Here is a 23,477-nt window from a genome sequence, read left to right as displayed (position 1 = left end):
AATGCTCGCCGGACGTGCTGACTGCAAGGAGACGGACGAATGCTGCCCCGCCCCACCCCGCTGCCCGAGCGAGACCGCGACGTCGACCGCAGGACGACCGGGCGCCTGCTCTCCGGCCTCGTCGTGACGGCCCTCCTCGCCGGAGTGCCGGGACTCGCGACCGCGCCGACGGCATCCGCGGCCTCCGTCACCGCCGTCGCGGCACCGTCCCTCGCCGCCGTCACCGGCACCGCCCCCACGGCGATCAGCCTGTCCGTCGTGGCGGGCCCGACCCGAGGCGGCACGACCGTCGAGCTGTCGGGCACCGGCGTGGGCGCGACGACGACGGCCTGGTTCGGCTCGACCGCCGTCACCCGCATCACGAAGGTCTCGAGCACCCGCGTCCGGGTCGTCACTCCCGCCCACCCCTTCGGCGTGGTCAACGTCCGCGTCGCCACCCCGGCCGGCACGTCGCCCATCTCGTCACGCGCGACCTTCGCCTTCGACGCCGTCCCGTCCGTGTCCTCCCTGTCGTCCCGCTCCGCCACGACGCGCGGCAGCACCACCGTGACGCTGACCGGCACCGGGCTCTACCGCACGAGCGCCGTGCTCTTCGGCACCACCCCCGCGGGGGGCCTCACCCGCCTGTCGGCGACGCAGGTCCGCGTCACGGTCCCGGCACACGCGGCGGGCGCCGTCGACGTCCGCGCCACGACGCCGGGCGGCACCTCCCCGGTGGCCTCCGGCGCCCGCTTCACCTACACCGCTCCCCCCGTCGTCACCCCGCCGACGGTGACGGGCCTCTCCGTCTCCGCCGGTCCGCTGCGCGGGGGCACGGTCGTGACCCTGACGGGCACCCGGTTCACGGGCGCGACCGCGGTGACCTTCGGCGCGACGACGGCCCGCTTCACGGTGCTGTCCGCGACCAAGGTCCGCGTCACCTCACCGGCCCGCCCCGCCGGCCTCGTCAACGTGCACGTCCGGACCGCCGCCGGCATCTCGTACGGCTACTCCGCGAACAGCTTTGCCTACGAAACGGTTCCGACCCTGACTGGGATCTCCTCCGCCTCGGGTCCCACGGCTGGTGGGGTCACCGTGACCCTGACGGGCACCGGTCTCAGCCGGGCCACGAGCGTCGCGTTCGGCTCCACGGCCACGACGAAGGTCGTGCCGGTCTCGGCGACCGCGCTCCGGGTCACGACGCCGGCGCGTCCCGTGGGGACCGTGGACGTACGCGTGACCACCCCGGGCGGCACCTCGGCCGTGACCTCACGAGCCCGTTACGGCTACCAGGCACCGCCGGCCGTCGCGTCGCTGTCGACCACCGCCGGACCGGTCCGTGGTGGCACCGTCGTCACGCTCACCGGGACCCGGTTCACGGGCGTGACCCGCGTCGACTTCGGCGGTACGCCCGCACGCTTCACCTTCGTGTCGGCCACGAGCATCCGGGCCACGACACCCGCCCACGCGGCTGGGGTGGTCGCCGTCACCGTGACGACCCCGTACGGCACGTCGCCCGAGCACACGTCGAGCACCTTCGCGTTCGACCCGGTCCCGGCCATCACCTCCCTGTCCCCCCAGACGGGTCCTCCGTCCGGGGGCACCGTCGTGACGCTGACCGGCACGGGTCTGAGCCGGGCGACCGCCGTCCGCTTCGGCTCGGTCGCGGCGACCAACCTCGTCCGCGTCTCAGCGACGACGCTGCGCGCCACGACGCCGCGCCACGCCTCCGGACCCGTCGACGTCCAGGTCACCACCCCGGGGGGCACCTCTGCCACCGGGGTCGGCGCCCGCTTCGCCTACGGCTCGCCTCCGGTCGTCGGCGCGCTGTCCGCCACGGCGGGCCCGCTCCGCGGCGGCACGGTCGTGACGATCACCGGCGCCCACCTGTCCGACGCCACCGCGGTCCGCTTCGGCGCCGTCGCCGCCACCGGTCTCGTGCGCGTCTCGGACACCAGCCTCCGGGTCACCGCCCCGGCGCAGCCCGAGGGGACGGTGTCCGTACGCGTCACCAATCCCAACGGCACGAGCCCCGAGTCCGCGGGCGGGCGGTTCACCTACGTCGGCGTGCCCGCCGTGTCCGCCCTGTCCGTCCCGGCGGGGCCGCTGCGCGGCGGCACCGTCGTCACCGTCACGGGCACCCGCCTCGGCCTCGCGACGGGCGTGGACTTCGGCGGCGTGGCCGGCACCGGGCTCGTCCGGGTGTCCGACACGACGCTGCGGGTCACGGCACCCGCCCAGGCCGTCGGCACGGTCGACGTCCGCGTCACGACTCCCGGCGGCGTGTCGCCGGCCGCCGCTGCCGCTCGGTTCACCTACCAGGCCGTGCCGACCGTCACGGCGGTCTCCCCCTCCCTGGCACCCACGAAGGGCGGCGGCACCGTCGTCCTCACCGGGACGGCCTACGACCGCGTCTCGTCCGTGACGTTCGGCGGCGTCGCCGCCACCGCGGTGACGCGCCTCTCGGCGACCCAGCTGCGGGTCACCCTGCCGGTCCACGCCGAGGCTGACGTGGACGTGCGCGTCACGACTCCCGGTGGCACCTCGCCCGTCGTTCCCGCGGGCCGCTTCAGCTTCCAGGACCCGCCCGTCGTCGCCTCGGTCTCGCCGGCCTCAGGTCCGCTGGCCGGTGGCACGGTCGTCACCCTGCGCGGCACGTCGTTCACCGACGTGCGCGATGTCCTCTTCAACGGTGTCGCGGCGACCTCGTTCACCCGGGTCTCGGTCACCCAGCTGACCGCGGTGGTCCCGGCCCGCATCGCCACTGGCCCGATCCCGATCCGCGTCACGACGCGCGCCGGCACCGTCGTGCGCACCGACGGCTTCACCTACGTCGCCGGCGCGACGCTGCGGTCCGGCCAGTGGCTCTCGTCCGGCACTGCGCTGCGGTCAGCCACGGGGGCGTACCTCGCAACGATGCAGGCGGACGGCAACCTCGTCATCAGCACCTCGTCAGGTGTCCGACGGTGGACGAGCGGCACGACCGGCGCAGGCAACCGCCTCGCGGTCCGAGCCGACGGCAACGTCGTCATGCTCCGCACCAACGGCACGGTCGCGTGGTCGAGCGGGACCACCGGCTGGACGGGCGGCCTGCTGACGCTGACCAACGACGGCCTGCTCCAGGTGCGCCAGGGCACGACGACCGTGTGGGACCACCGTGGCTACCGCTACGACCGGATGCTGCCCGGCCAGGTGCTGCGCTCCGGCGAGTCGATCCTGTCGACGAGCAAGGCGTGGCTGCTGACGATGCGCACCGACGGCAACCTCGTGCTGACCTCCGCCGCCGGAGTGCGCCAGTGGGCGGCCTTCACGACGGGTGCCGGGAGCACGGCCACGATGCAGACCGACGGCAACTTCGTCGTGCGCAACTCGCGCGGGGTGACGCTGTGGTCGACCCGGACGAGCGGGAGCGGGTCGGTGGTGCGCGTGCTCGGCAACGCCAACGTCGCCATCTACCGCTCCACCACCGTCACCTGGGCCATCACCGGCGGCCCGGCACCCACCGGCTGGAAGTGCTACTCCCGTGCGACCCAGGACTGCATCGAGCGGTTCGGCTACTACGGCCAGCGCGCGTGGAACTACCCCGTCGACCCGTGGGGCAACAACTGCACGAACTTCTCCGCGTACCGCCTCTCGCGTGACGGGGTCAAGAACCCCGGCAACCTCGGCAACGCGACGAACTGGGACACGAACGCCCGGGCCAAGGGCTTCGCCGTCGACCAGAAGCCCCGCGTCGGCGACATCGCCCAGTGGAACTCCAACCACGTCGCGTACGTGGACTGGGTCAGTGCCGACGGCGACACCGTCGCGATCTCCGAGAGCGGCTACGGCGGAACGGTCCTCGGCGCGACGTACACGTCGATGAGCGGTCGGCGCATCCTCGAGCGAGGCGGCTACTCCTGGCCTTCGAACTTCATCCACTTCCGCTGACAGAGAGCCCTCGGGACCCCTGCGGTCCCGAGGCCTTGTCGCGTTGCCCGCGGGATGGCAGCCTGCGACGGTGACACGGACCATCTACGACGCCGTCGGCGGGATGCCCGCGCTCGTCGCCCTCGCTCACGCCTGGCACGAGCGCGTCCTTGTCGACCCCGTCGTGTCGCACGCCTTCTCGCACGGCTTCCACCCCGACCACACCATGCGGCTCGCGGCGTACTGGGCCGAGGCTCTCGGCGGCCCGCCCACCTACTCGGGCTCCGTGGCGAGCGAGTCGACGGTCGTGCGGCTGCACTCCGGCAACGGTCCGCACCAGGAGATGGACGAGCGGGCGCTCGAGTGCTTCGAGCGAGCCGTCGAGGACGCCGGACTCTCCGACGACCCGGACGTACGCGACGCGCTCGTCGCGTACTTCAGCTGGGCGGTGGGCTACATGAGCACCTACCACGGATCGGCCGACGACGTGCCCGACGGCCTGACCGTGCCGCAGTGGTCGTGGGACGGCCTGGTGGACGGCACCGACTCCCGGGCGACGGCCTCGTCGGCTCAGCCCCAGTAGTCGTCGATCGCCGCGGGTCCCTCGTCGCCGCCGGCAGACGTACGCCGCTCGGTGACCGTGAGACGTCCCCGGTAGAAGAGCATCGGCCGGCCCGACTCACCGTCCTCGAGGTCGAGGACCCGGCCGACGACGACGTCGTGGTCCCCGGCGACGTGCACCTGCTCGACCGAGCAGTGCACGCGCATGAGCACGCCCGGGAGGCTCGGGCCACCATGGTGCGACGGCTCCCAGTCCAGGGAGTCGAACCGGGCGCCGCCGGCCGAGCCGAAGCGCGCGATGAGGTCGCGCTGCTCGTGCCCGAGCACGTTGACGGTGAAGCGCCCGTCGTCGCGCATGCGCGGCCACGACCGGCCGCGGTGGTCGGCGCAGAAGAGCACGAGCGGCGGGTGCAGGGAGACCGACGCGAACGACTGGCAGGCGAAGCCGACGGGCTCACCGCCCTCGGCGAACCCGGTCACGATCGTCACGCCCGTGGCGAAATGGCCGAGTGCGTGGCGCATCCGCTCCGGCGTCGGCTCACCCGTCTGCCCAGCCGTCATGCCGGATCCTGCCGCGGCCCGGGCTCACGCGCCTCGCCGAACGCCTGGACGAGCGCCGCGAGACGAGAGGCCTCCCGGCCGGCGAGCGGACCGTCGGCCTTCTGGATCGCCATGACCGCGACGGTGTCGCCGTCCTCGAGGTCGAGGGTGACCCAGGGCTCTCCCCCGCCGAACTGGATGCCCACGACCTCAGGCCACTCGAGCGTGCGGGTGAGCACGAGGTTGCGCACGACGAGCCCGGCGCGGCTCGGCACCGCGCGGATCGACGCGTACCGCCAGGCGAGGAAGGCGATCGCGACACCGAGTCCGAAGAACATGAGGCGGTCGCCGAGCCCCCACCGGCCGTCGACCTGCGCCGGCATGACGACGGCGATGATGCCGAAGACGGCGAGCGAGGACCAGACCACGCCAAGGGCGACGCCCCGTCCCCGCTTGGGCCGGAAGGGCGCCCACGCGGCGGAGTCGGCGGCCGAGTCGTGCTCCGGCCGGGAGGAGGGCTGCTGCGTCATCGGTTCACGTCCGTCGTCCCCGTCGTGCGTCACAGCCGGCAGGCGGCGATGTCGGTCACGAGGATCGCCCGCGCGCCCAGGTCGTAGAGCTCGTCCATGAGTCGGTTGCGCCCGATGCGAGGCACCATGGCACGCACGGCGACCCACGCCTCGTCCTGCATCGGCGAGACCGTGGGCGACTCGAGGCCCGGGGTCAGCCGGCAGGCCCGGTCGACGAGGTCCTTCGGGCAGTCGTAGTCGAGCATGACGTACGTGCGGGCCGTGATGACGCCGGCGATGCGCCGCTGGAGCACCTCGATGGCCTGGTCCTCGCCGGGGCGGTCGCCGCGGATGAGGACGGCCTCGGACTGCAGGATCGGCTCGCCGAACACCTCGAGGCCCTGCTGGCGCAGGGTCGTCCCGGTCTCGACGACGTCGGCGATGCAGTCGGCGACCCCGAGGGTGATGGCCGTCTCGACCGCACCGTCGAGGCGCACGACCTCCGCGGCGAGCCCACGAGCGGCGAGGTCGGAACGCACCAGACCGGCATACGACGTGGCGACGCGCTTGCCCGCGATGTCGTCGACGGTGGCCACGTGGCCGGGCTTGCCGGCATACCGGAAGGTCGAGGCGCCGAAGCCGAGCGACATGACCTCGACGGCGCTCGAGCCCGAGTCGAGCAGCAGGTCACGACCGGTGACGCCTGCGTCGACCGTGCCGGACCCGACGTAGACCGCGATGTCGCGGGGGCGCAGGTAGAAGAACTCGACGTCGTTCTCGGCGTCGGCGACGACGAGCTCCTTGGTGTCACGGCGTACGCGGTAGCCCGCCTCGCGCAGCAGCTCGACGGTCGCGTCGGAGAGAGAGCCCTTGTTGGGCACGGCGATTCGCAGCATGGAGTGAACAGTCCTCAGAGGTGGGAGTAGACGTCGTCGAGCGAGATGCCCTTGGCGAGCATGAGGACCTGCAGGTGGTAGAGGAGCTGGCTGATCTCCTCGGCGGCCTCGTCCTTCGACTGGTACTCGGCGGCCATCCACACCTCGGCCGCCTCCTCGACGATCTTCTTGCCGATCGCGTGGACGCCGGCGTCGAGCTGCGCGACGGTGCCCGAACCCTCGGGTCGCGTCTGCGCCTTCTCGGCCAGCTCGGCATACAGCTGCTCAAAGCTCTTCACGGTGCCCCAGCCTACGGGCCGTGCAACCGTGTCCCGGACGGTGCTCACGTCGTGGCGACGCCGTGGAGGGCGACGACGGTCGCGACGGCCGCCGACGCGGCCTCGTGGCCCTTGTCCTCGGCGGATCCGGGGAGCCCGGCGCGGTCGAGCGCCTGGGCCTCGTCGTCGCACGTGAGCACGCCGAAGCCGATCGGCGTGCCCGTGCGCACCGAGACGTCGGTGATGCCGACGGTCGCGGCCTGGCAGACGTAGTCGAAGTGTGGCGTGCTGCCGCGGATGACGACCCCCAGCGCGACGAGCGCGTCGTAGCGGTCGGCGAGGGTCGCGCACGCGACCGGCAGCTCGAACGTCCCGGGGACGCGGACGACGTCGACGTGCGTGACCCCGGCATCCGCGAGGCCACGACGCGCGCCGTCGAGGAGGCCGTCCATGACCACGTCGTGCCAGCTCGCCGCGACGACGGCTACCCGCAGCCCGGTGCCGTCGGTGCTGATGGTGGGGGCGCCGTCCTTCATGCCGTCTCCTTGCCGTGCCGGTCGGTGGGGACCGGGATGTCATGGCCCATGCGCTCACGCTTGGTCGTGAGGTACTGCTCGTTGTCTGCGCCCATCGGTCCGTGGAGCCGCTCGACCGCGACGACGTCGAGCCCGAGGTGGCGCAGTGCCGCGACCTTGTTGGGGTTGTTCGTCAGGAGGACGACCTGCGTCGCACCGAGGTCGTGCAGGATCGCCGCACCGGCGGCGTACTCCCGCGCGTCGACCGGAAGGCCGAGAGCCGTCTGGGCATCGACGGTGTCGGCGCCGCCGTCCTGCTGGGAGTACGCGCGGAGCTTGTCGACGAGCCCGACCCCCCGGCCCTCGTGACCGCCGAGGTACACGACGACGCCGCCGTCGCGCCCGACGCGCGCCAGCGATGCCTGCAGCTGGGGTCCGCAGTCGCAGCGCAGCGACCCGAACGCGTCGCCGGTCAGGCACTCGGAGTGCAGGCGCGTGACGACGGGCCCGCTGCGGCCGCGCCCCTGCAGCCCGCGCGGGCTGACGAGGGCGACGTGCTCGTCGCCCGTCAGGGTGTCGCGGTAGCCGTGGGCGGTGAACGTGCCGTGCACCGTCGGGATGCGGGTGGTCGCGAGGCGCTCGACCCGGTCGAGGCGCTGCCGGTGGTCGATGAGCTGCTCGATGGTGATGACGGGCAGGCCGAACTCGCGGCCGAGCCCGACGACGGCGTCGAAGCGCATCATCGTCCCGTCGTCGTGGACGAGCTCACCGATGACCCCGACCGGCGAGAGGCCCGCGAGCCGGGTCAGGTCGACCGCCGCCTCGGTGTGACCGGGGCGGGTCAGGACGCCTCCGTGGCGGGCGCGCAGCGGCAGGATGTGCCCGGGTCGGATGAGGTCGGCGGGCACCGATTCGACGTCGGCGAGCACGCGGACGGTGTGCAGGCGGTCGGCCGCGCTGATGCCCGTGGTGACCCCTGACGCCGCATCGACGGACACGGTGTAGGCGGTCCGCAGCGGGTCGCGGTTCTCGGCGACCATGAGCGGCAGCTCGAGCCGGTCGGCGATCTCGTCGGGCATCGGCGCGCAGAGGTAGCCGGACGAGTGGCGGATGGTCCATGCCATCCAGTCCTCGGTGGCGGTCTCCGCCGCGAGGACCAGGTCGCCCTCGTTCTCGCGGTCCTCGTCGTCGAGGACGAGGACGGGCCGGCCGGCCTGGAGGGCCTCGAGGGCCTCCTCGACGGTGGAGAGGGTGGTCATGACTCGACCTCCTGTCGGTCGGTCTGTCGGTGGCTGAGCAGTCGCTCGACGTACTTCGCGATGACGTCGACCTCGAGGTTGACGACGTCGCCGACCCCCTTGTGCCCGAGCGTCGTCAGGTCGAGCGTCGTGGGGATGAGCGAGACGCCGAACGCGTCGTCGCCGACGTGGGCGACGGTGAGCGAGACCCCGTCCACCGTGATCGAGCCCTTCTCGACCACGTATGCCGCGAGGCCCGGTGGGAGCGTGAAGTCGACCGTCTCCCAACGGTCCCCGGGCGTTCGCGCCGTGATGGTGGCAGTCCCGTCGACATGGCCCTGCACGACGTGACCACCGAAGCGACCGTCGGCCGGCATCGCGCGCTCGAGGTTGACGCGGTCACCGGGGGCCAGGGCCCCGAGACTGCTGCGGTCGAGGGTCTCGGCCATGACGTCGACCGTGAAGCCCGCGGCGTCGTGCTCGGTCACGGTGAGGCAGACGCCGTTGACGGAGATGGAGGCGCCGTGGGTGGCGTCGCTGACGACGAGGGGGCCGTCGATGCGCAGCACGGCCGAGTCGGCGCCGTGCTCGATGGCGGCCACGGTTCCGAGCTCCTCGACGATTCCGGTGAACATGACTGTCTCCTCAGGGTTCTGCGTGCACTCGCGGGTGGGCGCCGGCGTGGATGCGGACGTCTCCCCCGACGACCGTCACGTCGACGAGATCGAGGCGTCGGACGTCCGCGATGGAGGTGATGCCGAGGTCGGCCACGGCAGCGCGGCCCGAGCCGAGCAGCGCCGGGGCGACGTAGGCGTAGACGTCGTCGACGAGACCGGCGCGGAGGAACGCCGCGGCGAGCGTGGGGCCGCCCTCGAGCCAGACGTCACGGATTCCGCTGTGCCACAACCGGCCCAGTGCCTCGCTGGGGTCGCGAGTGGTCAGGTGCAGCACCTCCCCCGGAGCGTCGTGGAGGCGCGCTCCGGCCGGAAGTGGACGCTCTCCCATGACGACGCGAAGGGGCTGGCGCGGCGCCAGCCCGCCACCCGGCATACGCACGGTGAGACGGGGGTCGTCGGCGAGCACGGTGCCCGTGCCGACGAGGACGGCGTCGCGGGTCGCACGCAGCGCGTGGACGTCGGCGCGAGCCGCCTCTCCCGTGATCCACTGGCTGCTCCCGTCGGCGGCCGCGCTCCTGCCGTCGAGGGTCGTGGCGAGCTTCCACGTGACGAGCGGTCGGCCGAGGGCCACGCTGCGCGCCCAGCGGTCGTTGAGCGTGGCCGCCTCGTCGGCGAGCACACCTCCGGTCACGTGGATGCCGGCGGCGTGCAGCACCTCGGCGCCTCCCGCGGCGTCCGGGTTCGGGTCCGACTGAGCGAAGACGACCCGCGCAACACCCGCCTCGACGAGGGCCTCCGCGCAGGGACCGGTGCGGCCCGTGTGCGAGCACGGCTCGAGCGTCACGTAGGCGGTCGCCCCCCGGGCCGCGGAGCCTGCGGAACTCAGGGCCTCGATCTCGGCGTGCCGCGTGCCAGCCCCGTGGTGGTGGCCCTCACCGACGACCAGGGCGCCGTCGGCCGCGACGATGACACAGCCGACCCGCGGGTTGGGGTCGGGCCACGGCCCGGATGCGGCGAGCCGGAGGGCTCGTCGCATCCATGCCGGGGCGGCCGTGTCACCCATGGGTCAGCTCGACGTCCCGGTCAGCTGCGGCTCGACGTCGCGTTCGGCGACCCGTGACACCTTGACCCACTGGGTGAAGCCGTAGATGACGAAGAGGCCGTAGAAGGTGTACAGCACACCGGTCGGCACGTAGTCGGTCGCGAAGGCGAACGGCACGCCGACGAGGTCGACAGCGATCCAGGCCAGCCAGAACTCGTTCCAGCCGCGCGCCATGGCGTACGTCGCGACGATCGAGCCGACGAAGATCCAGGCGTCGCACCAGTAGAACCACCACTCGGGCGTGAAGAACGGGTTCGGCGAGAGGTTCCACAGCCAGACGAAGGCCTGGTGCACGACGACCGTGCCGACGAGCCAGAAGACGACGACGGCGACGCGCTCGCGGCTCGTGGCCCAGCGAGGCGTGATCGCCACACCGCTCGAGTCGTCGGCGTGGTTGAGCCTGCGGACCTGCGACCAGCGCCACCAGCCGTAGATGCTCGTGATGATGAAGAAGACCTGCCGGCCGGCCTGACCGAAGAGCGGGATGCGCTCGTCGGCCCCGAAGACGGCACCGAGGTAGACGAAGAACAGCATGATGTTCGCGAGGATCCCCACCGGCCAGGCCAGGACCCACCGGCGCATGCCGAGGTAGGCGGACGCGAGCCCGATCAGGACACCGATCAGCTCGAGCCAGTGCAGCTGGTACTGGCCGATCGGGATGGTGGCGTCGATGGCCTGTTGGAAGACGTTCTTCGTCTCGTCGGCCAGAGCAAGAGCCTGCATGTGGTGTTCGTCCTTGGTCGTTCGTCGTGGCACGGACGAACTCCGGGGTGACTCCACACGCCCACGCGGTCCGGACCCGGACGGACGATGCCGACGGCCCAGGCCACGACGGCCTGTTTCGTGCTGCCTCCCATCCGGACTTTCACCGTCGGTCCCGGAATTTCACCAGGTCAACCGGCCGCTGGATGCGGTCGGGTCGCGGACTTTAACCGCCGGCTCGGAATTACACCGACCCCGGAGCACGTAGAGCCAGTATGCACCCGCGTCCGTCGGCCGCGCACGCCGCGACCGCGTGATGGCCGCCACGGCAGCCGCGCCTGCCGTCCGTGACGGCGGCGCCCACGCGGTCAGGAGCACGGCCGCGCGACGGAGAATCGCTCCCGGACACCGTGTCGAAATCGCCCGTCCCCGTTCGTGTAGTAGGCATGACGCGGACAACAGGGTCCGCCGGACAGAAGGAGCCAGTCGTGGCCGAGTACCTCCTCTACTTCAACCAGCAGTGGGTGGGCGACCACTCCGAGGACTGGTTCCGCGGTCGCGGACCTCTCGCGATGGCGACCGTCGACGAGATGAAGGCTGCCGGCGTGTACGTCTTCGCCGGGGGTCTCGAGGAGGAGGATGGTCCCGTCTACCACGCCGATCCCTCCAGCGGCAGCGTGATGATCACCGACGGTCCCTACGTCGAGACGAAGGAGTTCCTCGGTGGCTTCGCCATCGTGGACGTGCCCGACGACGAGACCGCCAAGATGTGGGCCGGGAAGATCGCCGAGGCCTGCGGTTGGCCCCACGAGGTCCGCCGCTTCAAGCCGCAGCCGAAGGTCGACTGACCGCGGCGGGTCGCCGCGGCCGTCGGGTCAGTGCCGGTGCGTGAGAGCCAGCGCGCGCAGCTCGTCGACAGCGGCCGCGGCGTCCTCGGCGCCGTAGACCGCTGAGCCGGCGACGAACACGTCGGCTCCCGCCTCGGCGCACTGCTCGATCGTGTCGGCGCTGACGCCACCGTCGACCTGGATCCAGATCTCGCCGCCGTGGCGGCGCACCGCCTCGCGCACCTGGCGCACCTTGGGCATCTGGTCGGCCATGAAGGACTGCCCGCCGAAGCCGGGCTCGACCGTCATGACGAGCACCATGTCGAGGTCGGGCAGCAGGTCCTCGTAGGGCGCGAATGCCGTCCCGGGCTTGAGCGCCATCGACGCTCGAGCACCCGCGGCGCGCAGCGTCCGCGCCAGCGCGCGAGGGTCGCGTGCCGCCTCGACGTGGAAGGTCACCGACTGGCACCCCGCCTCGGCGTAGGCCGGCGCCCACCGGTCGGGGTCCTCGATCATGAGGTGCGCATCGATCGGGATCGGGCTCACCGCGAGCAGCGCCTCGACGATGGGCAGCCCGAGAGTGAGGTTCGGCACGAAGTGGGCGTCCATGACGTCGACGTGCGCCCAGTCGGCGTTCGAGATGCGCCCGAGCTCCGCCTCGAGGTTGGCGAAGTCGGCGGACAGGATGCTCGGTGAGATCTGCACGCGCACAGCCTAGGGGCGGGTGGCGGGCGTCAGGCACCGCCCTTGGTCCACACCGAGACGTGCGACTCCGACTCCGCCGTAAAAGGAGTGCGGTCCCAGTCCGCCCAGCGGTGCGTCAGGGTCAGGCTCGCGATGCGCGCCATGAGGTCGAGCTCCGACGGCCACACGTAGCGGTGCGCCGAGGCGGCATACCTCGCCAGCTCCCGACCCTGTGCGTCCTGTTGCCCCTCCCGGACGTAGTGGTGCGAGACCGACAGCTGCGACACGACGTCGACGGTGTCGAAGCCGACGTGGCGACTCCCGACGTGGAAGGGTACGGCGGTCTGGCCCGGCGGCATCCGACGCAGCTGCGGCACGAAGACCTCGACGACGAAGCACCCTCGAGGTGCAAGCTGTTCGGCGACGGTGCGGAAGCACTCGACCTGCTCGTCCTGGGTCAGCAGGTTCGTGATGGTGTTGTAGACGAGGTACGCGAGGCGGTAGCCGCTGCCCACCCGGGTGGTCGCCATGTCACCGATCGTCACCGCCAGCCGGTCACCACCCGGCTTGCGTCGCAGCTGCGCCACCATGGCCTCAGAGACGTCGATGCCGTGCACCTCGACGCCGCGCTCCGCGAGCGGCAGCGCGACCCGACCCGTGCCGATCGCGAGCTCGAGCGCCGGACCCTCCCCGGCGAGCTCGTGGAGCACATCGACCGTGGGACCGAGGACGGCCGGCGCGAACATGTGGGCCGATCCCGCGTCGGTGCCACCTTCTCGTCGAAGGAGCTGGGCTCGAGGTCGTCGGTCGCGTATGCCGTCACGGCCCCACCCTGCCCATCGCCAGGTCCGCGCGCGAGCGCTTTTCGGGCCTACCGCTTGCGCAGCAGGGCGAAGAACATGGCGTCGGTGCCATGGACGTGCGGCCAGAGCTGGACGTAGGGCCCCTCGCCGAGACCCGGCAGCTCGCGTCCGGAGGCGTCGACGAAGAGCGGGCGTGCGTCGACGAGCTCGACGTCGTCGCGCCGCTTGAGGATGTCGGTGACGACGAAGCGCGTCTCGTTGAGGTGCGGGCTGCACGTCGCGTAGCCGACGAGGCCCCCGGTCGCGGTGGCCTCGATGCCGGACTCGAGCAGCTCGCGCTGCAGCCCGGCCAGGGCGGCCACGTCGCCGGGGCCACGCCGCCAGCGCGCCTCGGGTCGTCGTCGCAGGGCTCCGAGACCCGTGCACGGGGCGTCGATGAGGACGCGGCTGAAGCCGCCCGGTTCGAGCTCGCCGAGCTCCCGGCCGTCTCCGTGTCGCACCTTGAGGCTCGTGTCGAGCTCGCGCGCCTCGGCACGAGCCGCGGCCAGGGTCTGCCAGACGAGGTCGGCACGGTGCTCGCTGATCTCGTTGGCCACGAAGGGGATCCGTCGCTCGATGGCGAGGGCTGCGAGCAGTCCCGCCTTGCCGCCAGGGCCTGCGCAGAGGTCGAGCCACCGCTCGTGCTCGGCGGCCCCACCCTCGGTGTCGGCGGCAGCGAGGGCGAGGACGAGCAGCTGCGAGCCCTCGTCCTGGACCGCGGCCCGCCCGTCGCGTACGGCAGAGATGGCTCCCGGGTCCCCTTCCGGCAGCGTCGCACCGACGGGGCTGAGCCCGGAGCGCTCCGCGCCGGCGTCCTCGAGCTCGTCGAGCGAGGCGAGGCCGGGTCGCGCGACGAGCGACACCTTGGCGGCGGCGTTGTCGCTCTCGAGCAATGCCGTCAGCGACTCCTCGACGTCGTCCGGACCTGCGGCGCCGTGCCCGATCAGGGCGGCCCGGAGTGCCTTGGCGATCCACACGGGGTGCGACGTGCGCAGCGCCAGGCGCTCGACCGGGTCGACGACGTCGCGGGTGACCAGGTCGATCCACTCGTCCGGCTCGCGCTCGCTGATGCGCCGCATGACGGCGTTGACGAAGCCGGCCGCGCCGGCCCCGTTGACCTGCCGGGCCAGGGCCACGGTCTCGTCGACGGCCGCATGGCTGGGGACGCGCATGCCGAGCAGCTGGTGCGCACCGAGCCGCAGGGTGTCGAGCACGTTGGCATCGATCTTGTCGACGGGCCGACCCGCGGCGGACGCGATGATCGCGTCGTAGAGGCCGGAGAGTCGCGTGGCCCCGTAGACGAGCTCGGTGGCGAAGCCGGCGTCCCGCCCGCTGATCCGCTTGTCGCGCAACAGCTTCGGCAGCGTGAGGTTGGCGTAGGCGCCGTCGGCGACCTCACGCATCGCGGTGTAGGCGGCGAGCCGGGGCGCATCTGTGCGCCGGGCCCGCTCGGACGGTCGCTGCTCGGAACGGTGGCCGGCAGAGCGCTCGCGAGCCTGCGGCCGCTGGCGCTCTCCGCGGCGCCCGTCGCCCGGTCGACCGCCGCCCCGTCGCTCGTCACTCATCGCCGACCCCCTCCCCTGCCTCGATGCGCGTGCCTCGGGCCCAGTCTGCGGCCGCCATCGGCTTCTTGCCGTGCGCCTGCACCGTGCCCAGACGGATCGGGTCGCTGCCCGTGCCGACGAAGACGGCCTTCTTCGTCACGAGGAGCGTGCCGGCTCCGAGCGGGGCGGAGTCGGGGACCTCTCCGGCGTCGACCACGTTCACCGGCGAGACCTTGAGCCGCTCGCCGCGGAAGGTGGTCCACGCGCCCGGCGCGGGCGTGCAGCCGCGCACGAGCCGGTCGACAGCGGTCGCCGGACGCGTCCACACGATGCGGGCGTCCTCGACCTCGATCTTCGGTGCGAGCGAGACGCCCTCGGACGGCTGGGGGACGGCCACGAGGTCGCCCGACTCGAGGCCGTCCAGGGTCGCGACGAGCAGGCCGGCCCCGGCTCCCGACAGCCGACCCAGCAGGTCGCCGGCGGTGTCGGTGGGCCGGATCGTCTCGGTCATGACGCCGAGCACCGGCCCGGTGTCGAGACCGCGCTCGATGACGAACGTCGACGCACCGGTCACCTCGTCGCCGGCCATGATCGCGTGCTGGACCGGTGCCGCGCCACGCCAGGCGGGCAGGAGCGAGAAGTGCAGGTTGATCCAGCCGAGACGCGGGATCGCGAGCGCGACGGGTGGGATGAGGTTGCCGTAGGCCACGACCGGGCACGCGTCGGGTGCGAGAGCCGTGAGGGCGTCGAGGAAGTCGGGGTCCTTGACGCGCGTCGGGGTGAGCACCGGGATCCCGAGCTCCTCGGCCCGGCGACGGACGGGCGAGGCCTCGAGCCGCCGACCACGGCCCGAGGGTGCGTCGGGGCGGGTGACGACGCCGACGAGCTCGTGGCTCGAGGACGCGATGGCATCGAGGCTCGGCACCGCCGCCTCGGGGGTGCCTGCGAAGACGACTCTCATCTCACATCGCCCGGCCGAAGGTCGAGTGCGGGCTGATCCGTACCTCGGGCGGGTCCTCGGCGAACCACTCCGCCGCACGGATGGCCCGCATCGCCTCACGGCGCGCCTCGGGGTCGAGCCGGTCGAGGAAGAGGATGCCGTCGAGGTGGTCGGTCTCGTGCTGGACGCAGCGGGCGAGCAGCTGCGTGCCCTCGAGCACGACGGGTTCGCCCCACATGTTCTGCCCCTTGGCCACGACCGACAGGGCCCGCTTGGTGTCGAACGCCAGGCCGGGGATCGAGAGGCACCCCTCGGGACCGTCCTGCTCGTCGTCGGAGAGGTCGAGGACGGGGTTGACGAGGTGGCCGAGCACGCCGTCGACCCAGTAGGTGAAGACGCGGAGGCCGACTCCGATCTGGGGGGCCGCGAGGCCGGCGCCGGGGGCGTCGAGCATCGTGTCCTCGAGGTCCTTGACGAGCACGCGCAGCTGCTTGTCGAAGTCGGTGACCTCGGCGGCGGCGGTCCGCAGGACCGGGTCACCGAAGAGTCGGATGTCCTTGATCGACACAGGTCTCCAGGGGTCGGGAAGGCGTGGGGCGCCGCCAGTCTAGGACCGCGACGGCTCGTCGGCCGCCGCACCGGTGGCGTCACGGGTCGCGTCACGGGTCGCGTCACCGGTCGCGTCACCGGTCGCGTCACCGGTCGCCACGCCCGCGGCGGGTCCGACCGCGGCTGGGTCCTCGCTGCTGCGGCCCAGCTCGCGCACCGAACGGGACAGCAGGGCAGAGAGGGAGACGACGACGTAGACGCCGGCGCTGACGAGCATCAGCACCTCGGTGTCGACGGTCGTCGCCAGCCAGCCGTAGAGGAACGTCCCGATGGGGATGGCGACGAACGACCCGAGGGCGTCGTAGCTCGAGACCCGCGACAGCACCTGGACGGGGACGTGCTCGTGCAGGGCCGTGCTCCACCCGACGCCGAAGACCTCCACCGCGGCCCCGGCGAGGAAGAACCCGATGGCGACGGGCACGATCGCCGGCGCGGCGCCCAGGAGCACCATGGGGACGGCGAGCACGCAGATGGCGAGCATCCCGGCGCGCAACGGTCGCCGCAGCTGCAGCCGCAGCATGACGAGGGTCATCAGGACGGTGCCGACGGCCTCGGCGCTGAGCACGATGCCCCACCCTGCTTCGCCGATCGAGGCCGTCGACTTGGCGATGAGCGGACCGAGCACCCCGATGACGCCGGCGTGGATGGCGTTCGTCAGCCCGAAGGCGAGGACGATGACCCAGAGCCACTCGCGGCGGGTGAACTCGCTCCACCCCTCGCGCAGCTCGCGCACCATCGAGTGGTGCGGCCCACCCGCCTCCTGGGACCGGCGGGGCAGACCGACGCGCGTCAGGCAGACGATGGCGACGGCATACGTCAGCGCGTCTGCGGCCAGGGCCCACCCGGGTCCGACGCCGACGACGAGCAGGCCGGCGATCGCCGGTCCGATGATGGACAGGCCGCTGCGGCTGAAGGACAGCAGGGCGTTGGCCTGCTGGAGCCGGGAGCGGTCGACGACGAGCGGGACCATGCCCATCATCGCGGGCATGGTGAACGCCGACACGGCGCCGTTGACGCCCTCGATGACGGTCACCTGGGTCAGGGTCGCGTCGCCGCTGATGATGAGGTACGCCGCGAGCGCCTGGGTCAGGCACGTGAGGACGTGCGAGACCTGGAGCACGACGATGCGCGAGAAGCGGTCGGCGACGACTCCACCCACGAGGAGGAAGACGACCATCGTCAGGGTGCGCACCCCGAGCACCTGCGCGAGGGCCGCCGCCGACTGGTCGATGTGGAGGACGGCGAACGCGAGGGCGACGGGCACCATGACGTTGCCGGCCGTCGAGACCGTGCGCGCCGTGAAGTACCACGCGAACCTGCTGTCGGACAGGGCACCCATCGACTCGCGGACCTTCATGAGCTCTCGCTCCCGTCCCGGAGCCGGAACGCAGCCACGGACAGGGCGGCCCGGACGGTGCCCTCGGTGCGCGGCGGGCGCGCCGACGCGTGCAGCAGGGCGCTCGCCTCGTCGACGAGCGTCGTGACCTGCTCCCAGACCTCCGGCTCGACCCAGAGGTCGGCGTCAGTGAAACGGCTCGGCGCGCCGGGAGCGAGCTCGAGGTAGCGCCGCGGGATCATCTCGGCGAACACGCGCACATAGGCGAGCCGGTCCTCGTCACGAGTGCCCGGCGGACGCACGACCGGCGCGTCCCACGCGTGGCGGTACTTCTTGGCCTTGCCGCCGCGCACCGTCTCCTCCGCGGCGACCTCGAGCAGGCCTGCGGCGTGCAGCAGGCGCAGGTGGTAGCTGGCGTTGGCCTGGGTGACGTCGAGCTCGCGCGCGACCTCGGCGGCACTCAGCTCGGCGCCGGTCAGCAGCGAGAGCATCTGCAGCCGCAGCGGGTGGGCCGTGGCGCGCAGGTCGCTGATCCGCTCTTCCTCCAAAGACATGTTTGGGAGTATGCCGTCCGGCCGGGCCAACCGTCAAGCATTCCTTTGGAGGTCGTCCCTGACGATGGGTCGGGAAACCTCAGCCCTGACCGTAGGCGAGGTGCACGACGCCGCTGTCGTAGGCCTCGGTCTCGAGCAGGCGCAGTCCCGAGACGGCCTCGTCGGTGAAGAGCCGCTCCCCCGCGCCGAGGACGACGGGGAAGACGAAGAGGTGCAGGCCGTCGACGAGCCCGTCCCGCAGCATGGCCCGGACGAGCGTGCCGCTGCCGCTGACGTAGAGCGAGCCGTCGACCTCGTCGCGGAGCGAGCGGAGGGCGTCCGCGTCGTACGGGCCGATGACGCGGGAGTTGTTCCAGTCGGGGTCGCGCAGCGTCGAGGAGACGACGTTCTTGCGGGCACCGTTGAAGAAGGCCGCACCGGGGTCGTCGTCGTCGCTGCGCGCCGACCAGGCCGGGGCGAACATCTCGTACGTCCGCCGCCCGAGGAGCAGCTCGGAGCCCGGGCCGGTGAGCCGCGCGATGGCCTCGCCCATCCTCGGGTCGAAGGGGAACTCGGCCGTCCAGCTCGGGCTCTCGTACACCCCGTCGAGCGAGATGAACTCGTGGACCTCGATGCGTCCCATGTGGTGCCTCCTGTCAGTCGGTGCTGTTCGGTCGTGCTGTTCGGTGGTGGTCAGTCGTTCGGCTGGTCGTCGCGCTCGACGTCGAAGGTGAAGCCCTGGGCCCGCAGCCGCTCGACGAGGACCTCGCCGAGGGCCGTGGCGGGCGTGCAGACACCGGCCCGGCGCGGCAGGCCCTCGTCCAGCGCCAGGGCGAGCGCGGTCTGTCCGAGCATGACCGCCGTACCGCCGTAGCCCGGGTCGTAGTCGGCGCCGACCCGCGTGCGGTAGCGCGCACCCGTCGTCGTCGTGGAGCGGATCTCGAGGCGGAAGCGTCCGGCGGCCTGCGCCTCGGGGCTCGGGCCCTCGCCCGGCTTGGGCAGGAAGCGGTCGATGACGGCCCGCGTCGGACGGAACGCCATACCGGCCACGACGCCGCCGAGTCCGACCGCCATCCCGCCGGCCAGGACCGGCGACATCGGGCCCGAGCCGAAGTCGGTCGCCTCGCGGTAGCGCAGGTCGCGACCGTAGGACCAGTCGGTCAGCGTGTTCGACAGTCGCACGATCCGGGTGTTGAACGCCGCCATGACGAACGGCCCGGTCCATCGTCCCGTCGACGGGTCGCGGTCGACGGGCACGAGCCGGCGCAGCCGATCGAGGACACCGCTGGACGCCCGGCGACCCGAGCACGGCTCCTCGGCGCGTCGGGGGCTCAACGCGTACGAGTCGCCGAGCACGCGGCGGGCGCCGGCGTCCGCCCGGGCCGTGATGGCCTGCTGTCGGGCGGAGTCGATGGTGCCGCCGGAGAAGCCACCCTTGAGCGACCGGACGAGCAGCGTCGTCTCGGCGAGCGTGCCCTCGCCGTCCGCGGCCACGCGCTGGGCCGTCGTCAGGACGCCGAGGTCGGAGGGGATGGAGTCGAAGCCGCACGCGTGCACGACGGCGGCGCCGGTCTCGCGGGCCCGGGCGTCCAGCTCGTCGAGGGACCACCGCACGAAGAGCACCTCACCCGTGAGGTCGGCGTAGTGCGTCCCCGACTCGGCGCAGGCCCGCGCCACCTCCTTGCCGTACGTCGCGTACGGGCCGACCGTCGTGGCGAGCACGCGCGTGCGCCCGGCGAGGGAGCGGAGCGCGGGAGCGTCCGTCGCGTCCACGGCCACGAGCTCCCAGGCGGCCGCGGCCCGCCCGAGCTCGACGCGCAGCGCCTCGAGCTTGGGACGCGACCTGCCCGCCAGAGCGATCCGGACGTCAGGCCCCGCGTGGGCGGCGAGGTGGGCGGCGGTCAGTGCCCCGACGAAGCCGGTGGCGCCCTAGAGGACGATGTCGAGCTCGCGTTCGGGCATGCCGTCACTCTGTCACGGCGGCGTGCCCGAGACGCCTCGGAGACGCGACGGCAGGTCAGAACGTGTCGAGCGGGTCGACCCGCACGGCCACGACGTCCGTTTCCTTGCGAGCCGAACGGAAGGCCTTGAGCGCCAGCAGGGCCCGGGTCAGCGACTCGGTCTCGGAGGCCGGCACGCGGACGAGCACGTGGTGGTCGGCGACGGCACGTTCGAGCTCCCCGTCGGCCGGGGCACGGCGGGGAGGTGCACCCGCGTGCGAGAGCCGGACCGGGCCGAGCACCTGGGCGACGTCGGGCAGGTCGGCCTGTCCGAGCGCCTCCTCGAGCGGGCGCCGGCCACCGGTCAGCTGGGCCACGCGCACGGCCGGCGGAAGGCCGAGCTCACGCCGCTCCGCCAGCTCGCGGGCCGCGAGCCAGGCGGGGTCCCACCGCACGAGCGCCTCGACGGCCGGCAGCGCCACGGCCTCCGGGGCGCCGCTCAGCACCACGGCACGCCCCTCGCGGGCCAGTGCCGCCGCGGCCATCCACCGCCGCACTGCCTCGAGCGGCGCGTCGAGCACGGGCAGGTCCAGGCTCGCCCACGCATCGAGCAGCAGCACGGCGGTGTAGCCGCCGTCGGCGACCGGCTCGGCCCCCGGCGTCGCGATGACGAGGGACGGCTCGCGCCCGACGACGGCGAGCACCTCGCCGGAGCCCGACGTGTGGACCGGGAAACCCGGGAAGGCGCGCCCGATCTCCTCCGCCGTGCGCCGGGCGCCCGTGATCGAGGAACGCAGCCGACGCGAGCCGCAGTGGCCGCACTCGAAGCCGTGGCCGCTCAGCGCCAGGCCGCACCACCGGCAGGCCGGGGCCGTCCCGGAGGCTCCGAGCGCCACCGGCCCCTGGCAGCGCACGCACCGCACCGGAGTGCGGCACTCGGCGCAGCTGAGCGACGGCAGGTAGCCGCGGCGCGGCACCTGGACGAGGACCGGTCCGTCGACGAGGGCGTCCCTGGCGACGCGCCACGCGCGTGAGGGGATGTGGGCCCGGGAAGCCGGGCCGTCGCGCTCCTCGTCGACCCCCTCACCGGCGATGGTGACGCGTGGTGCGGCCGCCCGCACGGTCGCGGCATCGGCCTCGACCGGCACGAGCGCGCCCGCCTCGACGGCCACCTGGACGCGCAGGCTCCGCCCGAACCCTCCGGTGAGCAGGGCGGCGCCGGTCGCGGACGCCCTCAGCCCGAGCACGACGCCCACGTGGTGGTAGGGCGCCCGCGGCTCGGCGAGCAGGTCGTCGCCGTCGTCCCACCACGCGACGAGGCCGAGGTCGTGGACGGGGGCGAAGGCGGCCGCGCGCGTGCCGATGACGACCCGGACGTGGCCGCGGAGCACCTTGAGCCAAGCGGTGTAGCGCGCCTGCGGACCCTGGTCCGAGGTGAGCCGCACGTGGCGCCCCTTGCCGAGCACGGCGGTCAGGGCGGCGTCGAGCCGGTCGACGTCCCGGTGGTCGGGCACGACGACGAGCGCGCCCCGGCCCGCGGCCAGTGCCGTGGCCACGGCGACGGCGAGCGCCGCCGGCCAGTCCGCGTCTCCTGCGCGTCCCGGCAGGGCGGTCCACGCCGCGGCGGGACCCTCCCCGGAGGCGACCCGACGCAGCCACGCCGGCCCGGCCGGGTAGGCCGCCCACGCACCGGGGTCGGGTGCTGCGAGCTCGTCCTGGGGCGGGCACTCCATCGGGAGGTTGCGCTCGGCCGTGGCGTGGCGCTTGGGCACCGCGAGGCGGAGGACGTCGCTCAGGGTGCCGGCATACCGGTCGGCGACGGCGCGGCAGAGGGCGAGGACCTCGGGGGTCAGCACCGGCTCGGCGCTGACGACCCGGCGCAGCGGCGTCAGCCGGCCGTCGTGCAGGGGCTGGTCCCGGCGCTCGACGACGAAGCCGTCGAGCTCGCGACCCGAGAAGCGCACCCGCACGCGCGCGCCGGGCACGGCGTCGGCATCGAGCTCCTCGGGTACGGCGTACTCGAAGACGCGGTCGAGGTGCGCCAGCGGGGTCTCCACGACGACGGCAGCGACCGGCCGTCCGGCCGGTCGCTGCTTGGTCTCGTCGTCGCCCACGGGGGCGAATCTAGCCTCAGCCGGAGACGGCCGTGCGCAGGGCCTCGATGCGGTCGGTGCGCTCCCACGTGAACGGGTTCTCGACGCCGTCGGCCTTGGTGCGACCGAAGTGGCCGTAGGCGGCCGTCGGGCGGTAGATCGGGCGCAGCAGGTCGAGCGCGTCGACGATGGCGGCCGGGCGCAGGTCGAAGACGTCGCCGATGGCCTGCTGGATCTTGTCGACCGGGACGGTCTCGGTGCCGAAGGTCTCGATGTAGAGGCCGACCGGCTGCGCCTTGCCGATGGCGTAGGCGACCTGGACCTCGCAGCGACGGGCGAGGCCCGCGGCGACGACGTTCTTGGCGACCCAGCGCATGGCGTACGCCGCCGAGCGGTCGACCTTGCTCGGGTCCTTGCCCGAGAAGGCACCGCCGCCGTGGCGGGCCATGCCGCCGTAGGTGTCGACGATGATCTTGCGTCCGGTCAGGCCGGCGTCGCCCATCGGGCCACCGATCTCGAAGCGACCGGTCGGGTTGATCAGGGCCCGGTAGCTCGACACGTCGAGGTCGGTGCCGCTCTCGCGCAGCTCCGCGAGGACGGGCTCGATGACGTGGGCGCGGATGTCGGGCTCGAGCATGCCCTCGAGCGAGACGTCGGGGGCGTGCTGGGTCGAGAGCACGACGGTGTCGAGGGAGACGGCGCGGTCGCCCTCGTAGGCGATGGTGACCTGCGTCTTGCCATCGGGACGCAGGTAGGCGAGCTCGTCGCTCTTGCGCACCTGCGTCAGGCGCTCCGAGAGTCGGTGGGCCAGGTGGATCGGCAGCGGCATGAGCTCGGCCGTGTCGTCGCACGCATAGCCGAACATCAGGCCCTGGTCGCCGGCGCCCTGCTTGTCGAGCAGGTCGTCGACGTCACCCGTGCGGTGCTCGTGCGCCGTGTCGACGCCCTGGGCGATGTCGGGCGACTGCGCACCGATGGAGATCGAGACGCCGCAGGTCCGCCCGTCGAAGCCCTTCTGCGAGCCGTCGTAGCCGACCTCGAGGATGGTCTCGCGCACGATCTTCGGGATCTCGACGTAGGCCGTCGTGGACACCTCGCCGGCGACGTGGACGAGCCCGGTCGTGACCATCGTCTCGACCGCGACGCGCGCCTGCGGGTCGTCGGTGAGCAGCGCGTCGAGGATCGAGTCGCTGATCTGGTCGCAGATCTTGTCCGGGTGTCCCTCGGTGACGGACTCGGACGTGAACAGACGTGCGGACACTTGCTCTCCCTCGGTCGGGTGCGGAGTTGGTGCGGGTGGTTCG

Annotated in this window: 22 protein-coding genes, 1 pseudogene and 1 riboswitch; of the genes and pseudogenes, 3 read left to right on the top strand and 20 right to left on the bottom strand. The window is 72.9% G+C overall.

From position 1 onward, the window contains the following. Positions 1-39 precede the first annotated feature (39 nt). Positions 40-3,909 (top strand): IPT/TIG domain-containing protein, encoded by a 3,870-nt coding sequence (locus ASH01_RS13495; RefSeq protein WP_056776545.1) that lies wholly within the window; start codon positions 40-42, stop codon positions 3,907-3,909. 70 nt (positions 3,910-3,979) lie between these two features. Next, positions 3,980-4,471 (top strand): group II truncated hemoglobin, encoded by a 492-nt coding sequence (locus ASH01_RS13490; protein ID WP_082619826.1) that lies wholly within the window; start codon positions 3,980-3,982, stop codon positions 4,469-4,471. Here the strand turns inward: ASH01_RS13490 and ASH01_RS13485 are convergent. Genes ASH01_RS13485 through pnuC form a run of 9 tightly spaced genes read right to left on the bottom strand, consistent with a single transcriptional unit; the run spans position 4,459 to position 10,846 of the window. Further along, positions 4,459-5,010, bottom strand: a complete 552-nt coding sequence (locus ASH01_RS13485) for a flavin reductase family protein (protein ID WP_056776542.1) — start codon at positions 5,008-5,010, stop codon at positions 4,459-4,461. The two genes, ASH01_RS13490 and ASH01_RS13485, sit on opposite strands and share 13 nt — an antisense overlap. After that, positions 5,007-5,519 (bottom strand): PH domain-containing protein, encoded by a 513-nt coding sequence (locus ASH01_RS13480; protein ID WP_056777708.1) that lies wholly within the window; start codon positions 5,517-5,519, stop codon positions 5,007-5,009. Before ASH01_RS13480 ends, ASH01_RS13485 begins: the two co-directional genes overlap by 4 nt. Before the next feature lie 29 nt (positions 5,520-5,548). After that, complete coding sequence (hisG, locus tag ASH01_RS13475) at positions 5,549-6,394, bottom strand: ATP phosphoribosyltransferase (protein WP_056776539.1); 846 nt, start codon at positions 6,392-6,394, stop codon at positions 5,549-5,551. A gap of 14 nt (positions 6,395-6,408) precedes the next feature. Next, positions 6,409-6,672: a phosphoribosyl-ATP diphosphatase gene (locus ASH01_RS13470; protein ID WP_056776536.1), complete on the bottom strand. Its 264-nt coding sequence runs from the start codon at positions 6,670-6,672 to the stop codon at positions 6,409-6,411. Positions 6,673-6,716: 44 nt separating this feature from the next. Beyond that, positions 6,717-7,187, bottom strand: coding sequence for a 6,7-dimethyl-8-ribityllumazine synthase (gene ribH, locus ASH01_RS13465; protein WP_056776532.1), 471 nt, complete (start codon positions 7,185-7,187; stop codon positions 6,717-6,719). Further along, positions 7,184-8,425, bottom strand: coding sequence for a 3,4-dihydroxy-2-butanone-4-phosphate synthase (gene ribB, locus ASH01_RS13460; RefSeq protein WP_056776529.1), 1,242 nt, complete (start codon positions 8,423-8,425; stop codon positions 7,184-7,186). The genes ribH and ribB overlap by 4 nt, the downstream gene beginning before the upstream one ends. After that, positions 8,422-9,039, bottom strand: coding sequence for a riboflavin synthase (locus tag ASH01_RS13455; protein WP_056776526.1), 618 nt, complete (start codon positions 9,037-9,039; stop codon positions 8,422-8,424). Before ASH01_RS13455 ends, ribB begins: the two co-directional genes overlap by 4 nt. 10 nt (positions 9,040-9,049) lie before the next feature. Further along, on the bottom strand, positions 9,050-10,084 hold the full coding sequence (gene ribD / locus ASH01_RS13450) for a bifunctional diaminohydroxyphosphoribosylaminopyrimidine deaminase/5-amino-6-(5-phosphoribosylamino)uracil reductase RibD (RefSeq protein ID WP_056776525.1): 1,035 nt from the start codon (positions 10,082-10,084) through the stop codon (positions 9,050-9,052). Between the two features lie 3 nt (positions 10,085-10,087). Beyond that, entirely contained in the window at positions 10,088-10,846 is a 759-nt protein-coding gene (gene pnuC, locus ASH01_RS13445) for a nicotinamide riboside transporter PnuC (protein ID WP_056776522.1), read from the bottom strand. Between the two features lie 117 nt (positions 10,847-10,963). Beyond that, a riboswitch (FMN riboswitch) is annotated at positions 10,964-11,092 on the bottom strand. A 221-nt stretch (positions 11,093-11,313) separates the two neighbouring features. Here pnuC and ASH01_RS13440 point away from each other — a divergent pair. Beyond that, the gene (locus ASH01_RS13440) at positions 11,314-11,673 is read left to right on the top strand and encodes a YciI family protein (protein WP_056776520.1); all 360 of its coding nucleotides are present in this window, start codon (positions 11,314-11,316) and stop codon (positions 11,671-11,673) included. 27 nt (positions 11,674-11,700) lie between these two features. Here the strand turns inward: ASH01_RS13440 and rpe are convergent, their stop codons facing one another. The 11 genes and pseudogenes from rpe to metK form a co-directional block, all read right to left on the bottom strand. After that, complete coding sequence (gene rpe, locus ASH01_RS13435) at positions 11,701-12,357, bottom strand: ribulose-phosphate 3-epimerase (RefSeq protein ID WP_056777706.1); 657 nt, start codon at positions 12,355-12,357, stop codon at positions 11,701-11,703. A 29-nt stretch (positions 12,358-12,386) separates the two neighbouring features. Next, entirely contained in the window at positions 12,387-13,082 is a 696-nt protein-coding gene (locus tag ASH01_RS13430) for a class I SAM-dependent DNA methyltransferase (protein ID WP_156415575.1), read from the bottom strand. A 125-nt stretch (positions 13,083-13,207) separates the two neighbouring features. After that, a complete protein-coding gene (locus tag ASH01_RS13425) occupies positions 13,208-14,743 on the bottom strand; it encodes an RsmB/NOP family class I SAM-dependent RNA methyltransferase (protein WP_056776517.1) in 1,536 nt (511 codons plus the stop codon). Further along, positions 14,736-15,683, bottom strand: a complete 948-nt coding sequence (gene fmt / locus ASH01_RS13420) for a methionyl-tRNA formyltransferase (protein ID WP_056776515.1) — start codon at positions 15,681-15,683, stop codon at positions 14,736-14,738. The genes ASH01_RS13425 and fmt overlap by 8 nt, the downstream gene beginning before the upstream one ends. A gap of 1 nt (position 15,684) precedes the next feature. Further along, the gene (gene def / locus ASH01_RS13415) at positions 15,685-16,230 is read right to left on the bottom strand and encodes a peptide deformylase (RefSeq protein WP_020144002.1); all 546 of its coding nucleotides are present in this window, start codon (positions 16,228-16,230) and stop codon (positions 15,685-15,687) included. A 39-nt stretch (positions 16,231-16,269) separates the two neighbouring features. Then, positions 16,270-17,628 (bottom strand): MFS transporter, encoded by a 1,359-nt coding sequence (locus tag ASH01_RS13410; protein WP_056776512.1) that lies wholly within the window; start codon positions 17,626-17,628, stop codon positions 16,270-16,272. Then, positions 17,625-18,161, bottom strand: a complete 537-nt coding sequence (locus tag ASH01_RS13405; RefSeq protein ID WP_056776507.1) for an ArsR/SmtB family transcription factor — start codon at positions 18,159-18,161, stop codon at positions 17,625-17,627. The genes ASH01_RS13410 and ASH01_RS13405 overlap by 4 nt, the downstream gene beginning before the upstream one ends. A 79-nt stretch (positions 18,162-18,240) precedes the next feature. Beyond that, complete coding sequence (locus ASH01_RS13400) at positions 18,241-18,783, bottom strand: dihydrofolate reductase family protein (RefSeq protein WP_056776505.1); 543 nt, start codon at positions 18,781-18,783, stop codon at positions 18,241-18,243. A gap of 50 nt (positions 18,784-18,833) precedes the next feature. Next, a pseudogene (locus ASH01_RS13395) lies at positions 18,834-20,057 on the bottom strand (saccharopine dehydrogenase family protein); the annotation flags it as partial. A gap of 100 nt (positions 20,058-20,157) precedes the next feature. After that, positions 20,158-22,194, bottom strand: a complete 2,037-nt coding sequence (locus ASH01_RS13390; RefSeq protein WP_082619825.1) for a primosomal protein N' — start codon at positions 22,192-22,194, stop codon at positions 20,158-20,160. A 16-nt stretch (positions 22,195-22,210) separates the two neighbouring features. Beyond that, positions 22,211-23,434, bottom strand: a complete 1,224-nt coding sequence (gene metK, locus ASH01_RS13385) for a methionine adenosyltransferase (protein WP_056776501.1) — start codon at positions 23,432-23,434, stop codon at positions 22,211-22,213. Between the last annotated feature and the right edge of the window lie 43 nt (positions 23,435-23,477).

Source organism: Terrabacter sp. Soil811 (assembly GCF_001429655.1).
Taxonomy (GTDB): Bacteria; Actinomycetota; Actinomycetes; order Actinomycetales; family Dermatophilaceae; genus Terrabacter.
The sequence above is the reverse complement of the archived record's forward strand: the minus strand, read 5'-3'. Positions and strand labels throughout refer to the sequence as shown.

What these genes read in the sequence shown, in the direction of transcription:
- hisG (WP_056776539.1), bottom strand. Translation starts at nt 6,394, where the DNA reads ATGCTGCGAATCGCCGTGCCCAACAAGGGCTCTCTCTCCGACGCGACC.
- ribB (WP_056776529.1), bottom strand. Translation starts at nt 8,425, where the DNA reads ATGACCACCCTCTCCACCGTCGAGGAGGCCCTCGAGGCCCTCCAGGCC.
- ASH01_RS13400 (WP_056776505.1), bottom strand. Translation starts at nt 18,783, where the DNA reads ATGGGACGCATCGAGGTCCACGAGTTCATCTCGCTCGACGGGGTGTAC.
- fmt (WP_056776515.1), bottom strand. Translation starts at nt 15,683, where the DNA reads ATGAGAGTCGTCTTCGCAGGCACCCCCGAGGCGGCGGTGCCGAGCCTC.
- ASH01_RS13480 (WP_056777708.1), bottom strand. Translation starts at nt 5,519, where the DNA reads ATGACGCAGCAGCCCTCCTCCCGGCCGGAGCACGACTCGGCCGCCGAC.
- ribD (WP_056776525.1), bottom strand. Translation starts at nt 10,084, where the DNA reads ATGGGTGACACGGCCGCCCCGGCATGGATGCGACGAGCCCTCCGGCTC.
- ASH01_RS13495 (WP_056776545.1), top strand. Translation starts at nt 40, where the DNA reads ATGCTGCCCCGCCCCACCCCGCTGCCCGAGCGAGACCGCGACGTCGAC.
- ASH01_RS13455 (WP_056776526.1), bottom strand. Translation starts at nt 9,039, where the DNA reads ATGTTCACCGGAATCGTCGAGGAGCTCGGAACCGTGGCCGCCATCGAG.
- ASH01_RS13430 (WP_156415575.1), bottom strand. Translation starts at nt 13,082, where the DNA reads ATGTTCGCGCCGGCCGTCCTCGGTCCCACGGTCGATGTGCTCCACGAG.
- ASH01_RS13405 (WP_056776507.1), bottom strand. Translation starts at nt 18,161, where the DNA reads ATGTCTTTGGAGGAAGAGCGGATCAGCGACCTGCGCGCCACGGCCCAC.
- ASH01_RS13425 (WP_056776517.1), bottom strand. Translation starts at nt 14,743, where the DNA reads ATGAGTGACGAGCGACGGGGCGGCGGTCGACCGGGCGACGGGCGCCGC.
- pnuC (WP_056776522.1), bottom strand. Translation starts at nt 10,846, where the DNA reads ATGCAGGCTCTTGCTCTGGCCGACGAGACGAAGAACGTCTTCCAACAG.
- ribH (WP_056776532.1), bottom strand. Translation starts at nt 7,187, where the DNA reads ATGAAGGACGGCGCCCCCACCATCAGCACCGACGGCACCGGGCTGCGG.
- ASH01_RS13485 (WP_056776542.1), bottom strand. Translation starts at nt 5,010, where the DNA reads ATGACGGCTGGGCAGACGGGTGAGCCGACGCCGGAGCGGATGCGCCAC.
- ASH01_RS13410 (WP_056776512.1), bottom strand. Translation starts at nt 17,628, where the DNA reads ATGAAGGTCCGCGAGTCGATGGGTGCCCTGTCCGACAGCAGGTTCGCG.